The sequence below is a fragment of the Micromonospora sp. MH99 genome, assembly GCF_021442385.1.
Taxonomy (GTDB): Bacteria; Actinomycetota; Actinomycetes; order Mycobacteriales; family Micromonosporaceae; genus Micromonospora.
Genome location: NZ_MUZA01000008.1, coordinates 1 through 16,583 on the forward strand (window position 1 = coordinate 1; position 16,583 = coordinate 16,583).

The following is a 16,583-nucleotide window of genomic DNA, read 5'->3' on the forward strand; positions in this document are numbered from 1 at the left end:
GGACCTGGTCACCGCGCCGTGCCCGGACGGCGCCGTGGCCCGTACCGCACGGTCCGCCGCCGGGCCGGGCCCGGCCACCGCCGGCGCGCTCGCCCCGCTGGCCGGGGACGCCCCACTGCTGGACAACCCCCCGGTGTACGTGTACCGCGCCGGGGACGTCACAGTGCTGGCCGAACTCGGCCCGGACACCGCCCGGGTCGCCGCCACCGTCGGCTGCCCCGCCTGAGCCGGATGTCCGGCCCGGATCAGCGGCCCGTCTGCTGGTCCTGCGGGCCTCGGCTTCGACCCAACGCGTCCACGCGGCCCCAGCGGCCGGGAATGTCCAGCAGCTCCACCCGGCCCATGCCCGGCGGCACGGCCGGATCGATGATCAGGTGTTCGCCCTGCGGTTCCAGCCCCAGCATGACCCGCAGCAACAGCAGCGGCGTGCCGCTCGACCAGGCCTGCGGGCTGCACGCGGTCGGGTACTCCACCGGGTAGCCGGTGCGGCTGCGGGGGTAGCCGGCGAACGCCTCCGGCAGCCGCCCGTCGAAGTAGCGGGACGCCGCGAGCATCGCCTCGCAGATCAGCCCGGCCTCCTCCCGGTAGCCGTACCGGCCCAGGCCCCAGGCGATGATCGAGTTGTCGAACGGCCACACGGTGCCCACGTGGTAGCCGATCGGGTTGTACCTACCCTCGCCCTCGGCCAGGGTCCGCACGCCCCAGCCGGAGAAGAGCCGAGGCCCGAGCAGGTGGCCGACCACCTTGCCGGCTCGGGGCTCGTCCACGATCCCGCTCCACAACAGGTGCCCGATGTTCGACGTGAGCGCGTCCACCTGCCGACCGTCGGCGTCCAGGGCGAGCGCGTAGTACTCCCGGTCGGCGATCCAGAAGTCGTGGTTGAACCGCTGCTTGAGCGCCGCCGCCTCCCGCTCCAGGCGGTCGGCGTACGCCGGGTCGTTCCAGATCTTCCGGGCCAGCCGCGCGGCCCGGATCTTCGCGTCGTACGCGTAGCCCTGCAGCTCGCAGGTGGCCCGGGGGAAGCCGGGCAGCCGGCCGTCGGCGTACGAGATGGCGTCCCAGGAGTCCTTCCAGCACTGGTTCTGCAGCCCGGTCTCGGGGTTGCGGGTGCGGTACCAGAGGTAGCCGGTGCCGAGCAGGTCGCCGTACGTGTCGATCCACTCAAGGGCCGCCCGGACGTGTGGCTCCAGCCGCTTGACCAGCGCGGTGTCGCCGGTCCAGCGCTCGTACTCGTCGATCAGGATGACGAACAGCGGCGTCGAGTCGGCCGACCCGTAGTACGGCGAGTGCGGCTGTTCCTCGAAACCGGCGGTCTCGCCGTACCGCAGCTCGTGCAGGATCTTGCCGGGTTCCTCGTCGCGGAAGTCGTCCACCCGGTGCCCCTGGAGACCGGCGAGCATGAGGATGGTCGCCGGGATCAGCTCCGGCAGGAACGGCAGCACCTGCAACGAGGTGATGATGCTGTCCCGACCGAACAGGGTCATGAACCACGGCAGCCCGGCGGCGATCAGCCGCGCGCCCAGGGCGATCGACTCATAGCGGAGCGCCGCCAGGTCGTTGAGGCTGCGCCGGTACGCCCCGGCCAGCGGCTCGCAGTCACAGCCGAGCGTGGGCGCCCGGTCGATCAGCTCCTGCTGCTCGGCGCGGATGGCATCCGCGCCGCGGTTGCCCGCGTACGGCAGGGTGGCCCGGATGTCCTCGCCCCGCGCCCCGTAGACGACAGTGGAGACGTGCAGCCGGGTCGTCCACTCGCTGTTGCGGCCGATCCGGACCCGGAAGGTCATCCCGGCGGCGTCGACCTGCGCCGGCACCGTCGAGCGGACCACTGTCTCGCGGTGGAAGGCCTCCCGCCGGTACGTCAACCGCAGCTCGTCGTTGGTCACCCCGATCGTCGTCCGGCCGACCTTCTGCTGGGCGTGCTTGATCTCGAACAGGTCGGCGAAGTCGCTGCCCATCTCGACCCGGACGGTGAACTCGGCCTCCGCGCCGGAGTAGTTGAGGACGGTCAGCTCCTCCTCGAAGCCACCTCCGATCTCCCGCCGACGGATCATCGACACCTTGGCGTCGAGGTAGTGGGTGGGTTCGCCGGGCGCGAGAAAGAACGTGGTCCGGTACGACTCGCTGTCGTCCACGGAGAGTGCGTGCAGCCGCTCGCCGTCGAGGGTGAGCACCCAGCTCGACAGGAATCGCGTGTCGAAGGAGAACAGGCCGGTCGGGAAGTCGAAGGACGGTTCGATGTCTCCGCGGTGGTCGGTGACCAGGAAGGTGTTGCCGTCCAGGATGCTGACGAGATCCTTCACGACCGTCGTCCGGCTGCCTGTCGGGCCACCTCGCGCGGGTCACGGGTGCCCGGCGGGTTCGGGAAGAAGCGGCGGAAGGCCAGGAAGAGCACCACGTCACCGCTGAAGGTGCTCTCGTTGCGCAGGACCGCGGCGAGTCCCTGTGCCTCGCCGGTGATCAGCCTGTCGAACAGGGCCGCGCTGCTGTACCAGATGGCGTCGGCCGGGCCCCGCTCCCGGCTGGCCTGGACCGCTCCCGGCCGCATCCGGACCAGCCAGTGTTCGGTCCGGTGGTCGATGCCGAGATCGATCTGCAGGGTCCCCGTGGCCAGGCCGCCCAGGATCGTGGGCGCACGCGTCGGCAGCGATTCGAAGAACCTCTCCGTCGCCTCGGTCACAGTCGAATCGTAGGCAGCTGTCCGAGATGTCGGGTCGGTATCCGGAGTCCGCCCATGCCCTTGCCCCGAGGCGTGCCGGTGGTCAGTAGACGAGCGCCTGCGCGCCCTCGGCCAACGCCTCCTCGACGAAGACCGCGGCGCCCGCGATCCGCACACCGGGCAGTACGTCGTCCGGGCCGATCTCCCGCCGGGCCGCGCACTGGGTGCAGGCGGTCACCCGACCACTGGTCAGGATGACGTGCAGCAGCTCGGCCAGCGGCGCGGAGTGCGGCAGCTCGAACTCCTGGGCGCGGCCGGGCAGCGCGAACCAGGTCGACTCCCCGGTCAGCCAGAGCGACACGTCCACGCCGGCCGCGACCGCCGTGGCGGCGACCGTGAACGCCTGCGCGCACCGTTCCGGGGCGTCCGTCCCAGCGGTGACCTTGACGACGAGAGAGCGGGCCATGGGGCCCAGCATAGGATGGTCACGATGGTTACCGAGATCGGGTTCGTCAGCCTGCTGGTTGCCGGCCTGGGCGGGCTCGCTGGCGGCCTGGTCTACCTGGCAGTGAAGATTTCGAGGGGACGTTGGTGAGCGCGAGGAGTGAGCCGGGCCTGCGAGCCCCGCAGTCGCGAACGAAGGTGGAACGGTGAGCGACGAGAACCCGCTGCAGCCGCCGTGGCTGAACGCGCCGCCGGTCGAGGAGTACCCGTTCGAGGAGAGTCACGACCTGCGGGTCGGCCCGAAGCTGCACCCGGCGCTGGACGGCCTGTTGCCGTACATCGGTCTGTGGCGCGGCCGGGGCAAGGGTGGTTTCCCCACGATCGAGGACTTCGACTACGCGCAGGAGATCCGGATCAGCCACGACGGCCGGCCGTTCCTGCACTACGAGTCGCGCGCCTGGATCCTCGACGAGCAGAGCCGGCCCGTCCGCCCCGCCGGGCGTGAGGTCGGCTGGTGGCGGCCGGTCATGGTGGACGGCCGGGCCACCGACGAGCTGGAGGCGCTGCTGAGCACGCCGACCGGGGTGATGGAGCTGCACCTCGGCAAGCGCACCGGCACCCAGGTCGAGTTCGCCACCGACGCGGTGATTCGGACGGCGACCGCCAAGGAGGTCACCGGCGGGCACCGCCTCTTCGGCATCGTCGAGGGCGCGCTGCTGTACGCCCAGGAGATGGCGGCGATGGGTCACCCCCTCAGCCCGCACCTCTCCGCCCGGCTCGTCCGGGTGGGCGGCTGACGCTTCAGTCGACGGGGAAACCCAGCAGTTCGTGCAGGGCGGGGGTACGCGGGCAGCGGTCCCGGCGTACCCCGTCCAGCATCCGGACCTCGGCGAGTCCGCGTACCGACGAGCTGAACCAGACGCCGTCGGCGGCGTGCAGCTCCGCCGGGGTCACCATCCGTTCGACGCCGTTGAGGCCCAGCTCGTGCGCGTGGGCGAGCAGCCAGGCGACGGTCGTGCCGGGCAGGATGCCGGTGGTGGCGGGCACCGTGCAGATCGTGTCCCCGGTGAGCCACACCACGTTGGCGATGGGCCCCTCCAGGGCGTACCCGTCGGACGAGACCCAGAGCACGTCGTCCACCCCGTTGGCGCGCGCCCAGCGGCGGGCGGCGCTGTTGACCGCGTACGACGTGGATTTGATCCCGGCCGGCAGCCAGTCCAGGCCGGTACGCGCGTCGGCGGGCACCCCCAGCGGCAGGAGTGCCACGGCGATCCCGTTCCGTCGGGCCGCCAGCGACGACGCCGGCACCGCGGTCAGCGTGGCGTAGACGGTCGGCGGGCCACCGGCCTCCGAGCCGCGGGTGCAGACCAGCCGCAGCGCGCCTTCCACCTGCGCCGGCCAGCCCGCGAGCGCCGAGTCGAGCAGATCGGTAAGTGCGTCGGTGGGGGGCAGGTCCAGGTCGACGGCCGCCGCCGCCCTGGCCATCCGGGCCAGGTGCTCGTCGCGCAGCCACGGCCGTCCCTGCCGCAGGTGCATCGACTCGAAGAGCCCGTCGCCGTGCAGGACGCCCAGGTCGTCGCCGCGCAGCAGGGGTTCGTCCGCCGGGATCAGGCCGCGCCCCAGCACCGCGATCCGCGCGCTCGGCCTGGCCGGGACACTGCCGGCGGACGACGTCACCATGACCGCCGAGCGTAGCGGCGGTCGGGCGCGCGCAGGAGGTCGGCGCGATCGCCGAACTATGATCGGACGGTGTCCGAATCCTCCCTCGCGGAAATGCTCCGGGCCCGTGGGCTGCGGCTGACGGCCCAGCGGCAGCTCGTCCTCCAGGCGGTGCTCGATCTGGGCCACGCCACACCGGAGCAGGTGCACACCGCGGTCCGGGAGGTCGCCGCCGGCGTCAACATCACCACCATCTACCGCACGCTGGAGCTGCTGGAACGGCTCGGCCTGGTGACCCACACCCACCTCTCGCACGGTTCGCCGACCTACCACGCGGCGGGCGAGCACCAACACGTCCACCTCGTCTGCCGGGAGTGCGGCGCGATCGACGAGATCGATCCGGAGCTGCTCCGACCGCTGGCCGAGCAGTTGGCCGAGCAGCGGGGTTTCCGGGTGGACATCGGGCACGTGTCACTCTTCGGCGTCTGCGACCGCTGCGAGAACGGGGATCAAACATGATCGACATCGCGGGCGCGGTGGCCGTCGAGAGCATCGACGAGGCCAGCCGTGACCAGCCGGACCCGGCGCACGTCGCGGCCGGGGTGCGGGGGGTGGCCGCGCACTACGGCGACCCGCTGCGCGAGCAGCGCGTCCTGGACACCGAGGTCGGCCTGGTCGACAGGTCGCACCGGGGGATCATCGCGGTGCCCGGCGAGGAGCGGGCCGGCTGGCTGCACACGATCACCTCGCAGCACCTGAGCACGCTGGCCGCCGGCGAGGGCACGGAGCTGCTGGTGCTCTCCCCGCACGGGCACGTCGAGCAGCACGCCCTGGTCGCCGAGGACGGCGAGACCACCTGGCTGGACACCGAGCCGGGGGCGACCGAGGGCCTGCTCGCGTACCTGGAGAAGATGCGGTTCTTCAGCAAGGTCGACCCCCGCGACGCCACCGCCGAGCGGGCACTGCTGTCGCTGGTCGGGCCGGCGGCGTCCGAGGCCCTGGGCACGCTCGGCGTGACCGGGCTGGCCGCGCCGGACCTGGTGCCGGTGCCGGGTCCGAAGTTCGCCGCCGGGGCCGTGCCGCCCCGAGCGGGCATCCGGTACGACGTCCGACCGCTGCCGATGGGCGGCTGGGCCCGACGTGGCGTCCTCGGGGTGGACCTGCTGGTTCCCCGTTCGGCAATGGAGCAGGTGGTCGCCGAACTGCGTGGGGCCGGCGTGCCGGTCGCCGGCCTCTGGGCGTACGAGGCGATCCGGGTCGCCGCCCGGCAGCCGCGGGTCGGGGTGGACACCGACCACAGGACCATCCCGGCAGAGGTGGACCTCATCGGCCCGGCGGTGCACCTGGACAAGGGCTGCTACCGGGGCCAGGAGACGGTGGCCCGCGTACACAACATGGGCCGGCCCCCGCGCCGCCTGGTGCTGCTGCACCTGGACGGGGTGACCACCGACCAGCCGCCGACAGCCGGTACGCCGGTGACCCTCGACGGGCGGGCGGTGGGCTTCGTGGGGACCGCCGTGCTGCACCACGAACTGGGTCAGGTCGCTCTCGCGGTGCTGAAGCGGAACGTTCCGGACGACGCCCCGCTGATGATCGGCGAGACCGCGGCGGCCATCGACCCGTCCTGAGCGGGGCGTCTAGGATCGCCGGCATGACGACAGGGACGTTGATCACGGTGGCCCCGACCGGCGCGGAGTCGGCCAAGGCGGAGGTGCCGGCGCTGCCGGTGACCCTGGACGAGCTGCTGCTCACCGCCAAGGAGTGCGAGGCGCTCGGCGCCGCCGTGATCCACGTCCACATCCGTGACGACGAGGCCCGGCCGACCCTCGACCCGGCCCGGCTGGCCGAGACGGTGGCGGCGCTGCGGGAGAGCACCGACCTGATCGTGCAGCTCTCCTCGGGCGGCGCGGTGACCGACCCGGAGGCGTCCCGGCTCGCCGTGCTCGACGCGCGTCCGGACATGGCCTCCTGCACCATGGGCACCGTCAACTTCGGCGACGACGTCTTCCTCAACCGCTGGGAGTTCATCGTCGACCTGCACACCCGGATGCAGGAGCGCGGCATCGTGCCGGAGTACGAGATCTTCGACCTCGGCCACCTGTCCGCGTTGCAGCGGCTGCTTGCCAAGTACGGCCTGCCGGCGGGCGGGCACGTGCACGTCGACTTCGTGATGGGGGTGCCGGGCGGCATGCCGGGCACCACCGAGACGCTTGTCGCCGCCCACCGGATGCTGGCGGACCTGCCGGCGGGCACCACCTTCTCGGCCACCGGCATCGGTCGGAGCACGATCCCGGTGCTGCTGGCCTCGCTGTCGACCGGCGGGCACCTGCGGGTCGGCATGGAGGACACGGTGACGTACGCCAAGGGTCGGCCGGTCGAGTCCAACATGCAGTTGGTCGCCCGCGCGGTCGGCTTCGCGCAACTCGCCCAGCGTCCGCCGCTGACCACCACCGAGGCCCGCGCGCTGCTCGGGCTGTAAGGCCGGCAACCTCCCGCGCCCCTGTCACCCGGGCGGTGGACGACCTGGTCACCCCGCCGACGGGCGGTCCAGCCTCCTGGGTACCGTCCAGCACGTGGGAAAGACGTACGAGGGCGGCGTGCCGCTCGCCGAGGTGGTTCGGTCCGGGTTCGTGGAGGGCGCGCACCGCGGCTCGGTGGTGGTGCTGGACGCCGCCGGGGTGCCGTTGGCGACCGCCGGGGACGTGACCGCGCCGATCTTTCCGCGCTCGGCCAGCAAGCCGATGCAGACGATCGGGATGCTCCGCGCCGGCCTGCCGCTGACCGATCCGGCCGACCTGGCGTTGGTCTCGGCCAGCCACGCGGGGGAGGATTTCCACCTGGCCCGGGTCGGCGCGCTCCTTGAGCGGGCCGGGTTGGACGCTTCGGCGCTGCACTGCCCGCCCGACCTGCCGGTGGGTGCGGCGGCCCGGGAGGCGGTGCTGCGGGCCGGGGGCGGGCCGAGCCGGGTGCAGATGAACTGCTCCGGCAAGCACAGTGGAATGCTGCTGACCTGCGAGGCCGCCGGGTGGCCGCGGGACGGCTACTGGCGGCCGGAGCACCCGTTGCAGCAGGGGTTGCGGGCCGCCATCGAGGAGTTCACCGGTGAGCAGGCGGCGGCGGTGGGGGTCGACGGCTGTGGTGCCCCGGTGCTGGCGGTGTCGCTGACCGGCCTGGCCGGGGCGTTCCTCCGGCTGGTCGATGCCGAGCCGGGATCGGTGCCGCGCACGGTGGCCGACGCGATGCGGGCGCACCCGGAGATCGTCGGTGGCACGCAGGCCGATGACACCCGGCTGATGCGCGGTGTCCCGGGCCTGCTGGCCAAGGTCGGCGCCGAGGGCGTGTTCGCGGTGGGGCTGCCGGGCGTCGGCGCGGTGGCTCTGAAGATCGACGATGGGGCCGACCGGGCCCGGATGCCGGTGCTGGTCTCCGCGCTGCGCCGGCTCGGCGTGGACGCCCCGGTGCTGACCGAGTACGCCGAGGTCCCGCTCTTCGGCGGCGGCCTCCCGGTAGGCGCGGTCCGCCCGCTCTGGTAAGCCGGCCCCACCCCGTTGATCATGAAGTTATCGCCATGACACGCCGACGTGGGTGGCAATAACTTCATGATCAACCGGCTGGGTGGCGCCAGGCGCGGTCGGGGTTGTGTGTTCAGGTCAGGAACGCGAGCAGGGCGGCGCTGACCGGCTCCGGACGTTCCAGCGGCAACAGGTGTGCGGCGTCCGGCACGTCCGGCAGCCGTACCGCGCCGGGGACCTCGGCGGCGATCCGGTCGGCGAGGCGGCTGATGTCCGGCACGTCGGCGGCGCCGGCGGTGACCAGGACGGGCACCCGCAGCTCGCCGAGGCGGCCGATCGCCGGAGGCGTCAGCTCGCCCACCTCCACAGCGCCGAGCGCGAGTTCGGCGGCCAGGGCGCGCTCGTCCATCTCCTGCGCGAACGCCAGCAGTCCGGGGTCGACGTCGGCCGGCTGGCGGCCCGGCCCGACCACCCAGAACCGCACCTCGCCGGCCGCCCCGGCGACGAAGTCGTCCGGGTCGACCTCGCCGACCAGGTCGTCCCAGAGGTCGTTGGCCTCATCGGACCACTCGTTGCCGGAGACCGCCGTGTCGAACAGGGCCAGCGCGCTCACCCGGTCCGGATGCGCGAGCGCGGTGTCGACGGCGACCGACCCACCGAAGGAGCAGCCGACCAGCGCGGCGCGGGGCAGGTCGAGGGCGTCCAGCAGGCCGGCCACGTCGTCGTGGTGCGCGAACGGCGTCGGGGGCAGCTCGGAGTCTCCGTACCCGCGCAGGTCCGGGACGATCACCCGGTGCCGGGCGGCGAGCGCGGGCACGACGCCCCGCCACATCCGCCGGTCGGCGATGCCGGCGTGCAGCAGTACGACTGGCGAACCGGTGCCGACCTCGTCGTACGCGAGAAGTGCTCCGTTGACTGTGATCTTGTCCACCAACGGACCGTACGGATCCGGCGAGCGGCGCGCAAACGTGATGCTGAGACCTTGCTAACTTTGGCAAGCGTTTCGCTTGCAGGAGCTAGCACGCGGCACTAGCGTCGGGTCCATGGCCACACCCAAGGACCTTCCCGACGTCGGCGGGTTCATCCGCGATCTGCGGCGCAACGCCAAGATCTCGCTGCGTCAGCTCGCCGAGCAGGCGGGGGTCAGCAACCCGTACCTCAGTCAGATCGAGCGCGGGCTGCGCAAGCCCAGCGCCGAGGTGCTCCAGCAACTGGCCAGCGCGCTGCGGGTCTCGACCCCGGCGATGTACCTGCGGGCCGGGCTGCTCGACGACAAGGAGGGCCACGGTGTGCTCGCCGCCATCGCGGTGGACACCGACCTCACGATGGCCCAGAAGCAGTCGCTCAGCCAGATCTACGAGACGTTCCGCCGGGAGAACGCCCGGCTCTCCGAGGCCCAGGCCGAGGCCCAGGCCGCCGCCGCGACCACCCCGACCGACGTCGCCGACGAGCCGGCCGACGTGGCCAACCTGGCAGCCACCGGCCCCACCACCGCGGGCGGCACCCCGACCGAGGCCGTGCTCGAGTCGGTCGCCGTCACCGAGGCGGGCACCGCACCCGCCCCGGGCAGCAGCACCAGCACCCCCGAGAAGCGCAGCACCCCCGAAGAGAAGGCCGCCGGACCGGCGGTCCGCAAGGCCGCCGAGGCGGCCGAGGAGGAGACGTCATGACCGAGCCGAAGACCAACCGCATCCCCGCCCCGATCTACGCCGCCGCCGGTGCCGCCGAACTGGCCATCGAGCAGCTGCGCAAGCTGCCCGCGACCGTCGGCCTCCACGGCACCCGGGTCGTCGCCGACCTCGGCGGCCGGGCGGTGCTGACCGGCTTCGAGCTGCGCCAGAAGGCCACCGAGACGCTGCGTACCGCCAACGAGACCGCCGAGACCCTGCGCGGTCGCGCGCAGGCCGAGCTGGACCTCGCCAAGCTGCGCGAGTCGGCCGACCTGGCCAAGCTCCGCGAGGTCGCCGACATCGACAAGTTGCGGGCCGCCGCGACCCGCAACGCCGCCGTGGTGATCGCCGGTGCCCAGGCCGCGCAGGAGCGGGCGTTCGCCGCGTACGGCGCGCTGGTCGCCCGTGGCGAGCGGGTCGTCGGCGCCGGCGTGCTGGAGGCCGCCGAGACGGTCAACGCCGACATCGAGGCCACCCAGGCCGCGCCGGCCGCGGCCGAGGCGACGGCCCCGACGGCTGCGACCGCCCCGACGGCTCCGGCCGCGACGCCGGCCCCGGCCGAGGTGCCGAGCCCGGCCGAGGTCGCCGAGATCGCCGAGGCCAAGCCGGCCGCCGTCAAGAAGGCCGCCCGGGCGAAGGCCGCCAAGCCGGCAGCCGAGACCCCGTCGGCCAAGCTGCCCCGGGCCACCAAGCGGACCCGCCCGGCGGCCGAGTAGTTCGTCCTGTCGGCGATCCCGACGGCGTCCTTGACGGACGTAGTCGGGGTCGCCGACATAAACTTGCCGGCATGGCCACCGCCGCGCCGATCTTCGCGTTCGAAGTCCGTTACGTGATCGAGCTGATCCTGCTCGTCTTCGCGTTGATCATCCAGGGTGTCGCGTTGGTGCATGCCATCACGCAGCGCTCCGACGCATTCTCCGCCATCGGGACGCTGCCCAAGGGCGGCTGGATCGCCATCCTGGCGGTCTGCCTCGTGCTGATCCTGCTCAGTCGCGGTCCGATCAGCCTCTTCGGACTGATCGGCATCGCCGCCGCGCTCATCTACCTGCTCGACGTGCGGGTCGGTCTCCGCGACCTCAGCGACGGCAAAGGGTTCTGGTGAGAGGTTTCCGCTGGCCCCCTCCACCGGACAGCGGCCCCCGCACCTGGGGGCCGGGCCCGGGCGGGCCGCGTACCGGCCGGCCCGCTCTGCCGGAGCCGGAGACGGAGCTGGTCGCCACCCCGCACGGCGTGCAGTTGGAGCGCCTGGTCACCGGCGTCGGTGATCCGGTCACCGTCTTCGCGCACGGGCTGGGCAACGGGATCGCCACCACGCGGCCGTTCGGCAGCGGGGTGGCCGGTCGTCGGCTGTTCTTCCAGTTCCGGGGGCACGGCCGCTCCGAGGCGCCGCCCGGCCCGTGGACCTACCTCGACCTGGCCCGCGACCTGCGGGCCATCGCCGATCTCGGTGGCGCCAGCCGCGCGTTCGGGGCGAGCCTCGGCGCGGGCGCGCTCTGCGCCCTGCTGGCCGAGAGCCCGGAGCGCTTCGAGAAACTGGTGTTCTTCCTGCCGGCGGTGCTCGATCAGCCCCGTGGTCCGGTCGCCTGGGAACGTGTCAGCGCCCTGCTGGAGGCCGTCGAGAGCGGTGACGCCTCGGCCGTCGCCGACGTCGTCTCGCTGGAACTACCGGTGGCGGTCCGCAACACGCCGGCCGGCTGGGCGTACCTGCGGCAGCGGCTCGACCAGCTGCTCCGCGACGGTCTGGCCGACGGCCTGGCCACCCTGGCGGATCAGGTGCCACTGAGCGACGCCACCGCCCTGGCGGCGGTCACCGCGCCGGCCCTGGTGATCGGCTGCGCCGGCGACGACCTGCACCCGGTCGAGGTCGCCGAGCAGCTCGCCGCCGCGCTGCCCCAGGCCACCCTGCACGTGTACGACCGGCCGGGCGTTCTCTGGTCGGAACGCGCCGATCTGCGCGGGCGCATCTCCGGCTTCCTCAACGAGTAACGTGCCCTGTCATGGGCGTCACACAACATGGCCGGACGCACCGGCTGGATCTCGCCGACCCGACCCTGCGGGAGTGGACCTGCACGGTCCTGCACGCCGACCCGGAGCAGGGCATCGTCCTGGACCGCTCGGCGTTCTACCCGGGCGGCGGCGGTCAACCGCCGGATCACGGCGTACTGCTCTGGCAGGGCGTGCAGACCCGGATCGTCGGCACCCGCAAGGGCGACGACCCGTACCTGATCCCCGCCGAGGGTGACCCGCTGCCGCCGGTCGGCACCGAGGTCGTCGGCGCGCTGGAGGACGAGCGCCGCACCCGTCTGATGCGTACGCACTCGGGGTTGCACGTGCTCTGCGGCGTGGTGTTCCGCGACTTCGGCGCGCTGGTCACCGGCAACTCGATGGAGCCGGGCGAGGCCCGGATGGACTTCAACCTCCCCGAGGTCCCCCCGGATTTCAAGAGCCGCATCGAGGAGCTGGTCAACGCCGAGGTGGCGGCCGACCGCTCGGTCGCCACGCGGGTGCTGCCGCGTACCGAGGCGTTGGCCCTTCCGGACATCATCCGTACCCAGTCCAACCTCATTCCGCCGGACGAGCAGGAGGTCCGGATCGTCGACATCGTCGGCCTGGACGTCCAGGCCGACGGCGGCACCCATGTCGCGTCCACCGCCCAGATCGGCAAGGTGCAGGTGGTCAAGGTGGAGAGCAAGGGGCGGGCCAACCGTCGGGTCCGCGTCCGGCTGGTGGACTGACAAATTCGGACGGCGGCTGTCAGGTATCACTGGCAGCCTCGGAGGCATGACACAACCGCTCGCAGGAAAGATCGCGCTCGTCGCCGGTGCCACGCGGGGCGCCGGTCGACAGATCGCGGTCCAGTTGGGTGCCGCCGGCGCCACCGTGTACGCCACCGGCCGCAGCAGCCGCGCCGGCCGTTCGGAGATGGACCGGTCGGAGACCATCGAGGAGACCGCCGAGCTGGTCACCGCGGCCGGTGGCACCGGCATCGCCGTGCGGGTCGACCACCTGGTGCCCGAACAGGTCCGCGACCTGGTCGCCCGGATCGACGCCGAGCAGGGTCGACTCGACGTGCTGGTCAACGACATCTGGGGCGGCGACCCCCTGGTGACCTGGGACAAGCCGGTCTGGGAGCAGCCGCTGGAGGCGGGTTTCCGCACCCTGCGGCTGGCCGTCGACACGCACATCATCACGAGCCACTTCGCCCTGCCGCTGCTGATCCGCAAGCCCGGTGGCCTGGTCGTGGAGATCGGCGACGGCACCAAGGCGTACAACGACGAGAACTACCGCCTCTCGGTCTTCTACGACCTGGCCAAGGTCTCGGTCAACCGGCTCGCCTTCACCCAGGCGCACGAGCTGAAGCCGCACGGCGGCACGGCTGTCGCGCTCACCCCCGGCTGGCTGCGCTCCGAGGCGATGCTGGAGCACTTCGGCGTCACCGAGGAGAACTGGCGCGACGGTGCCGCCACCGACCCGCACTTCCTCATCTCGGAGACCCCGGCCTTCGTCGGCCGCGCGGTGGCCGCGCTCGCCGCCGACGAGGAGAAGGCCCGGTGGAACGGTCAGTCAGTCGACGCGGGGACGCTGTCGAAGGTGTACGGCTTCACCGACGTCGACGGCAGCCAGCCGGAGGCCATCCGGTACATCACCGAGGTGGTCGACGCGGGCAAGCCGGCCGACGTCACCGGCTACCGCTGACCCGCTGACCCGCTGACCGGTGTCACGGCACGGCCGGGCCGTCGTAGCGTGCGGCGGCCCGGCGTGCCGCGTCCGCCATCCGTGCGCGCAGCTCCGGCGGGTCGAGCGCCTCCACCTCCGGGCCCAGCGCCAGCAACTGGGCGTACGCGACATCTACCGACTCGACGGGCAGCCGGGTCACCACGCGGCCCTCCTCGTCGGGCTCGCTGGCGGCGGCGACCACCTCGTCGTACACGTGCGGGGCATCGACAAGGTGCCGGAGCTGGCGCAGGCCGGCGGGGGTGAGCCGGACGGTCACCTCGGCCCGCAGCATGGTCCGCAGGAATTCCCCGGCCTGCTCCCGCCAGTGCCCGGCCAGATCGAAGCCCTCGTTCCGCTCGAAGTGCTCCTCGCCCACCTCGACACCGGTCACCCGGTCCACCCGGTAGGTGCGCGTGTCGTCGCCGACCCGGCCGACCAGGTACCAGACCCCGTTCTTGAGGACCAGCCCGTACGGCTGCACCAGGCGGGTCACCTCCTGCGCGCCGCGCCGGTACCGCAGCTGCGCCACCCGGTCTCCCCAGACCGCCCGCGCCAGCTCGGCCAACCACTGCGGTGGCGGTGTTTCCCGGAACCAGCCCGGCACGTCCAGGTGGAACCGCTGCCCCGCGCGGACCGGCGCGTCGCGCAGCGCCGGCGGCAGCGCGGCGAGCACTTTCAGCTCGGCGGCGGCCACCGCGTCGGCCAGGCCCATGTCGCCGGCCGGGCCGGGCAGCCCGGCGAGGAAGAGGGCCTCCGCCTCGTCGCGGGTCAGCCCGGTCAGCCGCGTCCGGTATCCGCCGAGCAGCCGGTAGCCGCCGGCACGGCCCCGGTCGGCGTACACCGGCACCCCGGCGGCGGACAGCGCCAACACGTCCCGGTAGACGGTCCGTTCGGAGACCTCCAGCTCCCGCGCCAGCTCACCCGCCGTCATCGATCCGCGCGCCTGCAACAGCAGCAGCAGCGAGATCAGTCGGGACGCGCGCACCAGCCCATCCTGCCCGGCCCCCGCTCACCGCCCGCCGGGGGTCAGCAGCCCCCGGTCGTACGCGGTGGCCACCGCGGCGGCCCGGTCGTTGACCCCGAGCTTGGCGTACAGGTGCAGCAGGTGTGTCTTGACGGTGGCCTCGCTGATGAACAGCCGGGCCGCGGCCTCCCGATTGGAGGCACCCCGGGCCACCAGGGTGAGCACCTCCAGCTCACGCTGGCTGAGCGGCTCCTCGACCGGCGTACGGAGACGGCCCATCAGTCGCCCGGCGACGCTCGGCGCGAGCACCGACTCACCCCGGGCGGCGGCCCGTACCGCGCGGACCAACTCCTCGCGGGGCGTGTCCTTGAGCAGGTAGCCGGTGGCGCCGGCCTCGATCGCCGGCAGCACGTCGGCCTCCGTGTCGTACGTGGTGAGCACCAGCACCCGGGCGGTGCTGCCGGAACGGGCCAACGTGCCGATGGCGGTCACCCCGTCCATGCCGGGCATCCGCAGGTCCATCAGCACCACGTCCGGCCGCACCGTCGCGACCAGGGTCAACGCCTCCGAGCCGTCCGCCGCCTCACCGACGACCTCGAATCCCGGGTCGCCGGTGAACATGCCCCGCAACCCGTCGCGCACCACCGGATGGTCGTCGACGATCAGCAGCCGGATCGGGGCGGTCAACCGGCACCTCCCGGCAGCGCGGGGACGGACGCCGAAATGGCGGTGCCGCTGCCCGGCTCGGACTCGACCGCCAACTCGCCACCGACCCGGGTCACGCGCTGCCGCATCGCGGTCAGCCCGTACCCGCCGCCCGGCTCGCGGGACGCCGGTTGGCCGGTGGCGTCGAAGCCCGTCCCGTCGTCACGGACGTCGAGGGTGACCACGTCCGTCATGTACGACAGGGTCAGCCCGACCCGTGACGCGGCGGCGTGCCGGGCCACGTTGGCCAGCGCCTCCTGGGCGGCCCGCAGCAGGGTCACCTCGACCTCCGGGTGCAGGGGGCGGGGCGTACCGGTGGTGGCGACGTCGGCCCGTACCCCGTGCAGGGCCGCCCAGCGCCCACCCAGCTCGACGAGCGCGTCCGGCAGTCGGGCCGTCTCCAACGGCTCCGGGCGGACCGCCCGCACCGAGCGGCGGGCCTCGGTGAGGCTCTCCCGGGCCAGCGCGAGCGCGTTGTCGACGTGCCGGCGCCAGTCGGCGGAGCGGTCCCGGGTCTGCTCGGCCGCCTCCAGTTGCGTGATGATCCCGGTCAACCCCTGGGCCAGGGTGTCGTGGATCTCCCGCGCCATCCGTTGGCGCTCGTCCAGCACGCCGGCCTCGCGTGCCTGGGTGAGCAGTTGGGCGTGCAGCCCGGCGTTCTCCCGGACCGTCTCGGTGAGTTGACGGTTGGCCTCGCCGAGTTCCGCCATCAGCCGTCGGCGATTGGCGTCCTCCTTCTCGGCCATCGTCGCGAACCAGCTCACCGAGCCGGCCACCAGCAGGTTGAAGAGCACCAGCACCAGCCAGAGTGGCCAGTGCGACGTCACCACCGCCAGACCGCCGCCCTGCGAGGTGGCGACGAGGGTGGCAGTGGTGACCATTCCGGCGACCCGCCAACGTCCGGGCAGCACCGGGAAGGCGTGGATGTAACCGATCCAGGCGAAGAAGCCGTACCACGGGCTGGCCGCCACCAGCACAGCCGCGAACGTGAGCAGCCCGGCGTAGTAGACAGCCATCAGCTTGCGCCGACTCTGCCAGTCGGGGTGCACTGTGACGAACCAGGCGACCCAGCAGCCGGCAGCCACGGCGACGGCGAGGGTGGGCGCCGCCCCGGGGCTGGCGGGTGCCGGTGCGACGAGGGCCAGCAGGGTGCCCAGCGCCAGCCCGCCGTACGGGAACACGCGATAGACGTTCGCCTCGCGCTTTCGCCAGCTGGTCAGCCGGTCGTACCCACCGCTGCTGGTCATCGGATCCCC

20 protein-coding genes and 1 pseudogene are annotated in these 16,583 nt (G+C 72.9%); 13 read left to right on the forward strand and 8 right to left on the reverse strand.

Features of this window, described 5'->3' with window-relative positions; all coding sequences use genetic code 11:
- Positions 1-226: pseudogene (locus tag B0E54_RS06280) on the forward strand (hypothetical protein); the annotation flags it as partial.
- 19 nt (positions 227-245) lie between these two features.
- On the opposite strand, the gene B0E54_RS06285 reads toward B0E54_RS06280, so the two are convergent.
- The 3 genes from B0E54_RS06285 to B0E54_RS06295 form a co-directional block, all read right to left on the reverse strand.
- Positions 246-2,300, reverse strand: a complete 2,055-nt coding sequence (locus B0E54_RS06285) for a glycogen debranching N-terminal domain-containing protein (protein ID WP_234582305.1) — start codon at positions 2,298-2,300, stop codon at positions 246-248.
- Complete coding sequence (locus B0E54_RS06290; protein ID WP_234582306.1) at positions 2,297-2,677, reverse strand: SCP2 sterol-binding domain-containing protein; 381 nt, start codon at positions 2,675-2,677, stop codon at positions 2,297-2,299. Before B0E54_RS06290 ends, B0E54_RS06285 begins: the two co-directional genes overlap by 4 nt.
- An 82-nt stretch (positions 2,678-2,759) precedes the next feature.
- Positions 2,760-3,134: a DsrE family protein gene (locus B0E54_RS06295; RefSeq protein ID WP_234582307.1), complete on the reverse strand. Its 375-nt coding sequence runs from the start codon at positions 3,132-3,134 to the stop codon at positions 2,760-2,762.
- A 12-nt stretch (positions 3,135-3,146) separates the two neighbouring features.
- Between B0E54_RS06295 and mtfM the strand changes: the two genes are divergently transcribed.
- The gene (mtfM, locus tag B0E54_RS32605) at positions 3,147-3,251 is read left to right on the forward strand and encodes a small membrane protein MtfM (protein WP_305076120.1); all 105 of its coding nucleotides are present in this window, start codon (positions 3,147-3,149) and stop codon (positions 3,249-3,251) included.
- 55 nt (positions 3,252-3,306) lie between these two features.
- Positions 3,307-3,897, forward strand: a complete 591-nt coding sequence (locus B0E54_RS06300; RefSeq protein WP_234582308.1) for an FABP family protein — start codon at positions 3,307-3,309, stop codon at positions 3,895-3,897.
- 4 nt (positions 3,898-3,901) lie between these two features.
- On the opposite strand, the gene B0E54_RS06305 is transcribed toward B0E54_RS06300, so the two are convergent.
- On the reverse strand, positions 3,902-4,780 hold the full coding sequence (locus B0E54_RS06305; RefSeq protein WP_234582309.1) for an aminotransferase class IV: 879 nt from the start codon (positions 4,778-4,780) through the stop codon (positions 3,902-3,904).
- Between the two features lie 69 nt (positions 4,781-4,849).
- On the opposite strand from B0E54_RS06305, the gene B0E54_RS06310 reads away from it, so the two are divergent.
- From B0E54_RS06310 to B0E54_RS06325, 4 genes are all read left to right on the forward strand, one after another.
- Positions 4,850-5,278: a Fur family transcriptional regulator gene (locus B0E54_RS06310; RefSeq protein WP_234582310.1), complete on the forward strand. Its 429-nt coding sequence runs from the start codon at positions 4,850-4,852 to the stop codon at positions 5,276-5,278.
- Positions 5,275-6,387, forward strand: a complete 1,113-nt coding sequence (locus B0E54_RS06315; RefSeq protein ID WP_234582311.1) for a folate-binding protein YgfZ — start codon at positions 5,275-5,277, stop codon at positions 6,385-6,387. Before B0E54_RS06310 ends, B0E54_RS06315 begins: the two co-directional genes overlap by 4 nt.
- A 23-nt stretch (positions 6,388-6,410) precedes the next feature.
- Complete coding sequence (locus tag B0E54_RS06320) at positions 6,411-7,238, forward strand: 3-keto-5-aminohexanoate cleavage protein (protein ID WP_234582312.1); 828 nt, start codon at positions 6,411-6,413, stop codon at positions 7,236-7,238.
- 94 nt (positions 7,239-7,332) lie between these two features.
- Positions 7,333-8,292 (forward strand): asparaginase, encoded by a 960-nt coding sequence (locus B0E54_RS06325; protein WP_234582313.1) that lies wholly within the window; start codon positions 7,333-7,335, stop codon positions 8,290-8,292.
- A 112-nt stretch (positions 8,293-8,404) separates the two neighbouring features.
- Here the strand turns inward: B0E54_RS06325 and B0E54_RS06330 are convergent, their stop codons facing one another.
- Positions 8,405-9,202, reverse strand: a complete 798-nt coding sequence (locus B0E54_RS06330) for an alpha/beta fold hydrolase (RefSeq protein WP_234582314.1) — start codon at positions 9,200-9,202, stop codon at positions 8,405-8,407.
- Between the two features lie 112 nt (positions 9,203-9,314).
- On the opposite strand from B0E54_RS06330, the gene B0E54_RS06335 reads away from it, so the two are divergent.
- The 6 genes from B0E54_RS06335 to B0E54_RS06360 all read left to right on the forward strand — a co-directional run bounded on the left by B0E54_RS06335 (position 9,315) and on the right by B0E54_RS06360 (position 13,637).
- Positions 9,315-9,941, forward strand: coding sequence for a helix-turn-helix domain-containing protein (locus B0E54_RS06335; RefSeq protein WP_234582315.1), 627 nt, complete (start codon positions 9,315-9,317; stop codon positions 9,939-9,941).
- On the forward strand, positions 9,938-10,657 hold the full coding sequence (locus B0E54_RS06340; RefSeq protein ID WP_234582316.1) for a hypothetical protein: 720 nt from the start codon (positions 9,938-9,940) through the stop codon (positions 10,655-10,657). Before B0E54_RS06335 ends, B0E54_RS06340 begins: the two co-directional genes overlap by 4 nt.
- A 71-nt stretch (positions 10,658-10,728) precedes the next feature.
- Complete coding sequence (locus B0E54_RS06345; RefSeq protein WP_234582317.1) at positions 10,729-11,043, forward strand: DUF2516 family protein; 315 nt, start codon at positions 10,729-10,731, stop codon at positions 11,041-11,043.
- Entirely contained in the window at positions 11,040-11,927 is an 888-nt protein-coding gene (locus B0E54_RS06350; RefSeq protein WP_234582318.1) for an alpha/beta fold hydrolase, read from the forward strand. The genes B0E54_RS06345 and B0E54_RS06350 overlap by 4 nt, the downstream gene beginning before the upstream one ends.
- An 11-nt stretch (positions 11,928-11,938) precedes the next feature.
- Complete coding sequence (locus B0E54_RS06355; RefSeq protein ID WP_234582319.1) at positions 11,939-12,676, forward strand: alanyl-tRNA editing protein; 738 nt, start codon at positions 11,939-11,941, stop codon at positions 12,674-12,676.
- 46 nt (positions 12,677-12,722) lie between these two features.
- Positions 12,723-13,637: an SDR family oxidoreductase gene (locus B0E54_RS06360; RefSeq protein WP_234582320.1), complete on the forward strand. Its 915-nt coding sequence runs from the start codon at positions 12,723-12,725 to the stop codon at positions 13,635-13,637.
- 22 nt (positions 13,638-13,659) lie between these two features.
- Here B0E54_RS06360 and B0E54_RS06365 read toward each other — a convergent pair whose 3' ends face one another.
- From B0E54_RS06365 to B0E54_RS06375, 3 genes are read right to left on the reverse strand one after another with little or no spacing between them, the layout of a single operon-like run.
- On the reverse strand, positions 13,660-14,643 hold the full coding sequence (locus tag B0E54_RS06365; protein WP_234582321.1) for a YafY family protein: 984 nt from the start codon (positions 14,641-14,643) through the stop codon (positions 13,660-13,662).
- Between the two features lie 24 nt (positions 14,644-14,667).
- The gene (locus B0E54_RS06370) at positions 14,668-15,309 is read right to left on the reverse strand and encodes a response regulator transcription factor (protein ID WP_255786558.1); all 642 of its coding nucleotides are present in this window, start codon (positions 15,307-15,309) and stop codon (positions 14,668-14,670) included.
- Positions 15,306-16,574, reverse strand: a complete 1,269-nt coding sequence (locus B0E54_RS06375; protein ID WP_234582322.1) for a sensor histidine kinase — start codon at positions 16,572-16,574, stop codon at positions 15,306-15,308. Before B0E54_RS06375 ends, B0E54_RS06370 begins: the two co-directional genes overlap by 4 nt.
- Positions 16,575-16,583: the final 9 nt, after the last annotated feature.

What these genes read in the sequence shown, in the direction of transcription:
- B0E54_RS06305 (WP_234582309.1), bottom strand. Translation starts at nt 4,780, where the DNA reads ATGGTGACGTCGTCCGCCGGCAGTGTCCCGGCCAGGCCGAGCGCGCGG.
- B0E54_RS06335 (WP_234582315.1), top strand. Translation starts at nt 9,315, where the DNA reads ATGGCCACACCCAAGGACCTTCCCGACGTCGGCGGGTTCATCCGCGAT.
- B0E54_RS06355 (WP_234582319.1), top strand. Translation starts at nt 11,939, where the DNA reads ATGGGCGTCACACAACATGGCCGGACGCACCGGCTGGATCTCGCCGAC.
- B0E54_RS06320 (WP_234582312.1), top strand. Translation starts at nt 6,411, where the DNA reads ATGACGACAGGGACGTTGATCACGGTGGCCCCGACCGGCGCGGAGTCG.
- B0E54_RS06315 (WP_234582311.1), top strand. Translation starts at nt 5,275, where the DNA reads ATGATCGACATCGCGGGCGCGGTGGCCGTCGAGAGCATCGACGAGGCC.
- B0E54_RS06360 (WP_234582320.1), top strand. Translation starts at nt 12,723, where the DNA reads ATGACACAACCGCTCGCAGGAAAGATCGCGCTCGTCGCCGGTGCCACG.
- B0E54_RS06295 (WP_234582307.1), bottom strand. Translation starts at nt 3,134, where the DNA reads ATGCTGGGCCCCATGGCCCGCTCTCTCGTCGTCAAGGTCACCGCTGGG.
- B0E54_RS06375 (WP_234582322.1), bottom strand. Translation starts at nt 16,574, where the DNA reads ATGACCAGCAGCGGTGGGTACGACCGGCTGACCAGCTGGCGAAAGCGC.
- mtfM (WP_305076120.1), top strand. Translation starts at nt 3,147, where the DNA reads ATGGTTACCGAGATCGGGTTCGTCAGCCTGCTGGTTGCCGGCCTGGGC.
- B0E54_RS06340 (WP_234582316.1), top strand. Translation starts at nt 9,938, where the DNA reads ATGACCGAGCCGAAGACCAACCGCATCCCCGCCCCGATCTACGCCGCC.
- B0E54_RS06345 (WP_234582317.1), top strand. Translation starts at nt 10,729, where the DNA reads ATGGCCACCGCCGCGCCGATCTTCGCGTTCGAAGTCCGTTACGTGATC.